This window comes from Acidiphilium sp. PM, from assembly GCF_000219295.1.
GTDB classification, from domain to species: Bacteria; Pseudomonadota; Alphaproteobacteria; order Acetobacterales; family Acetobacteraceae; genus Acidiphilium; species Acidiphilium multivorum.
The window spans coordinates 1-5,566 of record NZ_AFPR01000273.1 but is presented as its reverse complement, the minus strand read 5'-3'; the positions used below and the strand labels follow the sequence as shown (position 1 = coordinate 5,566).

Below are 5,566 nucleotides of genomic sequence, written 5' to 3'. Positions count from 1 at the left end.
GGCCCGATGCCGGCGCGCAGGCGAACCTGATCAGCATCGCCATCGTCGTGCTCGGCGGCACCGGCATTTTCGGCGGCACCGGATCGGTGATCGGCACGGCGATGGCGACCGTCGTCATCGCCATCGTTGATTACGGCCTGAGCTACAACGACTTCAACCCGATCTATCAGGCCGGCGTGATCGGGACGATCCTGATCGCGGTCATCCTGATCGAAACCCCGTTCGTCGCCTGGCGCGCCCGCCGCCCCCGCGCCTGAACGCGAGACGCAGCGCCCGATGGAACAGATCGCCTTCCGCATGCAGCTCGACCCCGCGCAGGCGGCGGAATACGAGCGCCGCCACGACGAGATCTGGCCCGAACTCGTCGCCGCGCTGAAGGATGCCGGGATCAGCGATTACAGCATCTTCCTCGACCCGTCGGACGGCTCGCTCTTCGCCGTGCTGCGCCGCCGCCCCGGCCATGCGATGGACGCGCTGCCCGAACAGGCGGTGATGCGACGCTGGTAGCAGGCGATGGCCGACATCATGCGGACCAACCCGGACGCCTCTCCCACCGCATCGCCGCTGCGCCGCGTCTTCCACCTGCCCTGAAGCCGGCAGCCGACCCGGAGCGCGTTAAGCGTTTCTTCAGACATTCGGCTTAGAACCAGCCGAGGCCGACCAGCGGCAGCGGAAGCCATGTTAGTATTATTTATCAAATTCAAAGCACTATGCGGCGACCGGCGCGGCAATATCGCGATCATCACCGCGCTTGTATCCCTGACCCTGATCTTCATCCTCGGCATGGGGATCGATTACGGCCTCGCGATCGACCGCAAGTCGCAGATGGAATCCTATGCCGACGCCGCGGCCCTCGCCGCCGTCACCCCCGCGATGGTCGCCGCCGGCCAATCCTCCGCCATCACGACGGCCCAGAACGTCTTCAACGCGCAGGCCCTCACGATGACCGGCGTGACCTACAACGCCAACGACGTCACCGTGTCGATCGCCACCAGCGGCGACAAGCGCACCGCGACGGTGCAATACCAGGCCCAGTCGCAAGCCATGCTGCCGGATGTGATGGGGTTCGGTTCCATCAAGATCGGCGGCCAGGCTACGGCGACGACGACGATCGCCCCGAACATCGACTTCTATCTCCTGCTCGACGACTCCCCCTCGATGGCGATCGCCGCCACCCAGAGCGGCATCAACACGATGGTCGCCAACACGACGGCGCAGGGCGGTTGCGCCTTCGGCTGCCATGAAGAGAATCCGTCCGCCGATAACCTCCAAAACCCCTACGGCGAGGACAATTACGCCCTCGCCCGCAGCCTCGGCGTGACCTTGCGGATCGACATGCTCCGCCAGGCCACGCAGGACCTGATGACGACGGCGCAGACGACCGAAACCCAGAAGGGCACCACCTACCGGATGGCGATCTACACGTTCGACATCGGGCTGAACACGATCGGCAACCTCACCTCCGACCTTTCCCAGGCCCAGACCGAGGCGGGCAACATCCAGCTGCTGGAAGTCTACTCCAACAACTGGCTGACCCAGAACGACTACAATGACGACGAGGACACCAATTACGACACCGCCCTGAACGGCATCAACGCGATCATGCCCAACCCGGGGAACGGCACCGGTGCCGCCGGCGACACGCCGCAGGAAGTGCTCTTCTTCGTGACGGACGGCGTCGAGGACGAGGACGTGAACGGCAACCGCCAGCAATCCGTCCTCAACACCGACCTCTGCACCGCCATCAAGAGCCGGGGAATCAGGATCGCGGTCCTCTACACCGAGTACCTGCCGCTGCCGACCAACAGCTGGTACAACACCTACATCGCGCCGTTCCAGAACAGCATCGCGCCAACCCTTCAGCAATGCGCCTCGCCCGGCCTCTATTTCGAGGTGAAATCCGGCGGCGACATTTCGGCCGCGATGTCCGCGCTGTTCGAGACGGCCGTGCAATCCTCCTATCTATCGAGTTAGCGGAGCGATATCGTGCTCCGAAAGACGAGACGCGCCCCGAAGACCGGAAGATTCAAGCTGCCGGCCCGGCTCAGAACCCTGCTCGGCGATGGCCGGGCGGTCGCCGCCGTCGAATTCGCGCTCGTCGCAGCTCCCTATTTCGCCTTGCTGTTCGCCATCATCGAGGCCGGGCTGATCTTCTTCACCCAGGAAGTGCTGCAGAACGCGACAAACGACACGGCACGCCTGATCATGACCGGGCAGGCGCAGTCATCCGGCATGACCGCGCAGCAATTCCTTCAGGACGTCTGCACCGACGGTGTGCCCCTGATCACCTGCGCCAATCTCAACGTCAACGTACAGACCTTCCCGTCCTTCAACGCCATCACGCAGGTCAATCCGCTGACAAGCGGCAACTTCAATACGTCATCGCTGAGTTACAGCCTTGGCGGCCCCGGGGACATCGTGATGGTTCAGGTCTTCTACCAGCTGCCGGTCATGGCCAGCCTGCTGAATTTCAGCTTCGCGACGATGAACGGCAACTATCGCCTGCTGCAGGCAACAGCGGTGTTCCGAAATGAACCCTACTGACGGCAAGAGCGGCGCATGCACATGCACATGCACATGGGCACGACGCATCCTGCGCCGTCTCGCCGCCGCGTCCCAACGCCGCCGCGCGGGTGTGGCGGCGGTCGAGTTCGCCCTCGTTCTGCCCGTGCTCCTGCTGTTCTTCTTCGCGACGACCGAGCTGGAACAGGCGGTGATCGTCAACCAGCTCGTCTCGCAAACAGGTTCGACCATCACCAACATCGTCTCGCAATACACCAGCATCAGCGCGAGCACCCAGCTTCCGGACATCTTCTCCGCCGCGTCGCAAATCCTCGCCCCCTACCCCGCATCGCCAGCCCAGATCGTCGTCAGCTGCATCTCGATCGACGATGATGGCGATGCCAGGGTCGCCTGGAGCGAGGCCTCGAACGCCACTGCGCTGCAACAGGGTCAGGTCGTCACCGTCCCGACCTCACTCGACGTGCCGAATACCAGCGTCATCCTCGGACAGGTCGATTACGCGTTCGAGCCGACGCTCGATTTTCTCAAGCTCGGCCCGTTCCATCTCCAGTCCTCCGTCTACATGCTGCCCCGCAATTCCTCGACGATCAGCTTGGTGCCGTAAACGACGCAGGGTCATCGCCTTCGGCGGGCAGATCCCGCAACTCATCAGGCCGTTCCCGGCTTCCGAAACGCCACCGGCGGCAACCGCGCTGGCATGGCACGGTCACGGCCGGAATGCGTGCCGCAGGCGGGGACGACCCGCGGCACCCAGACCCACTCAGGACAGGTGATGCACCTCCTGCAGGCCATAGACGGGTGTTGGAATGCCGACCTGCCGCGCTTTCAGCTGGAGGGCGAGATACAGCGAGTAATGGCGTGACTGGTGGAGATTGCCGCCGTGGAACCAGAGGTTTTGCTGCTGCGTCGGCTTCCACATGTTGCGCTGCTCGCCTTCCCAGGGGCCGGGGTCCTTCGGCGTGTCGGAACCGAGGCCCCAGACCTTGCCGACCTTGTCGGCGACCTCCTGGCTGATCAGATCGGCGGCCCAGCCGTTCATCGATCCGTAGCCCGTGGCGTAGACGATGAGATCGGCCGGGAGTTCCTCGCCATCCGCCATCCTCACGCCGGTTTCGGTGATCTCGTCGACCCCGACGCCGCTCTTGAGCTTGATGCTGCCGTCGATGATCAGGTCACAGGCGCCGACATCGATATAATAGCCCGAGCCGCGGCGGAGATATTTCATGAACAGGCCTGAATCGTCCGCGCCGAAATCGAGCATGAAGCCGGCCTTTTCGAGGGCGGCATAGAAATCGGCGTCCTTTTCGCGGATCGCGTCATAAACCGGGATCTGGAACTCGTGCATGATCCGGTAGGGCAGCGATGCGAAGATCATGTCCGCCTTGCGGGTGGTCACGCCATTGGCGACCGCCCTCTCGGAATAGAGCTCGCCGAGGCCGATCTCCATCAGCGAATCCGAGCGGACGATATGCGTGCTGGAGCGCTGGACCATGGTGACGTCCGCACCATGCTCCCAGAGGGCGGCGCAGATGTCGTGCGCCGAGTTGTTGGCGCCGATGACCACGACCTTCTTGCCCGCATAGGCATCGGGCCCCGGGTGCCGGGAGCTGTGGTGCTGCTCGCCGCGGAAGCGGTCCATGCCCTTGAACTGCGGGATGTTCGGCTTGCCCGACATGCCGGTGGCGAGGACGAGTTGGGTCGGACGGAGCTCGATCTCCTCGCCATCGCGATCGACGACGACACGCCAGGTGCCGCTCGCTTCATCGAAGGCGGCGCTCTTCGCGGTGGTTCTGGTCCAGTAATTGATCTCCATGACCTTGGTGTACATTTCCAGCCAGTCGCCGATCTTGTCCTTCGGCGCGAAGACCGGCCAGTTGGCGGGGAAATCGATATAGGGCAGGTGGTCGTACCAGACCGGATCATGCAGGCAGAGCGACTTGTAGCGCTTGCGCCACTGGTCGCCCGGCCGGTCGTGCCTGTCGATCACGATGGCGGGCACGCCGAGCTGGCGCAGCCGCGCGCCAAGCGCGATGCCGCCCTGCCCGCCGCCGACGACGAGGACATAAGGCTGGGTTTCGTAGCCGAGCGTGCGGGCTTCCTCCTCGCGCCTTTCCTGCCAGCTCTGCCGGCCGCGGCGGACGCCGTGCTCGGCGCCCATGGGCCGGCGGATGCCCTTGGGCTCCTCGTGGCCCTTGAGTTCGGCGAGGGTGGTGAGCAGCGTCCAGGCCTTGCCGTCCTGCAGGCGGAGCAGCCCCTCCCCGCGGCCGATCTTCGTCTCGAAGGCGAGCCAGGCCTCGATGACGCCGTTGGACTCGGTCGGCGGCTCGGCGAGCGCGAAGCTGACCGGACGGACATTGTCGAGGGTCGCCGCCAGCAGGTCGCGCACGCCGTCGGGCGTTTCGACGGTCCTGATGTTCCAGGTGAAGGCGATCAGGTCGCGCCAGAAGCTGACCGGCGCAAAGAGCCGGGCGGCGGCTTCGGCGTCACCGGCGTTCAATGCCCGGTTGAAACTGTCGAGCCACGCCTCGACCGCCTTCTGCGGCGCGCTGGCGGTGATGGGCTTGTCGATCGTCATGTCGTTCATGGGTTGCGTTTCCCTCGCTGTTGTGGCGCCGCGTCAGGCGGCGAGATCGATGAGAATCTTGATGTGCCTGCCGGATGGATCGAGCAGCGCCTCGAACCCTTCGGCAACGGCATCGTCGAGCCGGATGCGGGCGGTGACGATCTTCGAGGCGGGCAGGACGCCGCTCGCGATCATGCGGATCACGCGCGGCCAGTAATGGGTCGGGTAGGCCCAGGCGCCCCGCAGGTCGACATCCTTGAACGTGACCTGGAACCAGTCGAGCGGATTGTCGTGCGGGTGAAGCCCGGTCTGGACCACCACGCCCTGCTTGCGCACCGCATCGAGGCAGGCTTTCAGCGCGTGCTCGTTCCCGACCCATTCGAGGGCAACGTCGCAGCCCGCCCCGCCCTCGGTCGCGGCACGGACGCGGGAGCCGACATCGTCGCGCTGCGGGTTGAGGGCGACGATGTCGGGAAGGAT

The 5,566-nt window shown here is 64.8% G+C and carries 5 protein-coding genes and 2 pseudogenes; 5 read left to right on the top strand and 2 right to left on the bottom strand.

All coding sequences use genetic code 11. The features are described from left to right. The 5 genes and pseudogenes from APM_RS11190 to APM_RS11170 form a co-directional block, all read left to right on the top strand. Positions 1 to 257: pseudogene (locus APM_RS11190) on the top strand (ABC transporter permease); the annotation flags it as partial. A 19-nt stretch (positions 258 to 276) separates the two neighbouring features. Continuing rightward, positions 277 to 591 (top strand): annotated as a pseudogene (locus APM_RS11185) (L-rhamnose mutarotase). Positions 592 to 678: 87 nt separating this feature from the next. After that, positions 679 to 1,974 (top strand): pilus assembly protein TadG-related protein, encoded by a 1,296-nt coding sequence (locus tag APM_RS11180; RefSeq protein WP_007423487.1) that lies wholly within the window; start codon positions 679 to 681, stop codon positions 1,972 to 1,974. 12 nt (positions 1,975 to 1,986) lie between these two features. Beyond that, positions 1,987 to 2,544: a TadE/TadG family type IV pilus assembly protein gene (locus APM_RS11175; RefSeq protein ID WP_007423486.1), complete on the top strand. Its 558-nt coding sequence runs from the start codon at positions 1,987 to 1,989 to the stop codon at positions 2,542 to 2,544. Continuing rightward, positions 2,531 to 3,127: a TadE/TadG family type IV pilus assembly protein gene (locus tag APM_RS11170; protein ID WP_039888357.1), complete on the top strand. Its 597-nt coding sequence runs from the start codon at positions 2,531 to 2,533 to the stop codon at positions 3,125 to 3,127. Before APM_RS11175 ends, APM_RS11170 begins: the two co-directional genes overlap by 14 nt. Positions 3,128 to 3,283: 156 nt before the next feature. On the opposite strand, the gene APM_RS11165 is transcribed toward APM_RS11170, so the two are convergent. Together APM_RS11165 and APM_RS11160 are read right to left on the bottom strand one after the other, a co-directional pair. Beyond that, positions 3,284 to 5,107, bottom strand: a complete 1,824-nt coding sequence (locus tag APM_RS11165; RefSeq protein WP_007423484.1) for an NAD(P)/FAD-dependent oxidoreductase — start codon at positions 5,105 to 5,107, stop codon at positions 3,284 to 3,286. 33 nt (positions 5,108 to 5,140) lie between these two features. Then, on the bottom strand, positions 5,141 to 5,566 hold a 426-nt coding region (locus tag APM_RS11160), incomplete at its 5' end, for a zinc-binding dehydrogenase (protein WP_007423483.1).

What these genes read in the sequence shown, in the direction of transcription:
- APM_RS11180 (WP_007423487.1), top strand. Translation starts at nt 679, where the DNA reads ATGTTAGTATTATTTATCAAATTCAAAGCACTATGCGGCGACCGGCGC.
- APM_RS11170 (WP_039888357.1), top strand. Translation starts at nt 2,531, where the DNA reads ATGAACCCTACTGACGGCAAGAGCGGCGCATGCACATGCACATGCACA.
- APM_RS11165 (WP_007423484.1), bottom strand. Translation starts at nt 5,107, where the DNA reads ATGAACGACATGACGATCGACAAGCCCATCACCGCCAGCGCGCCGCAG.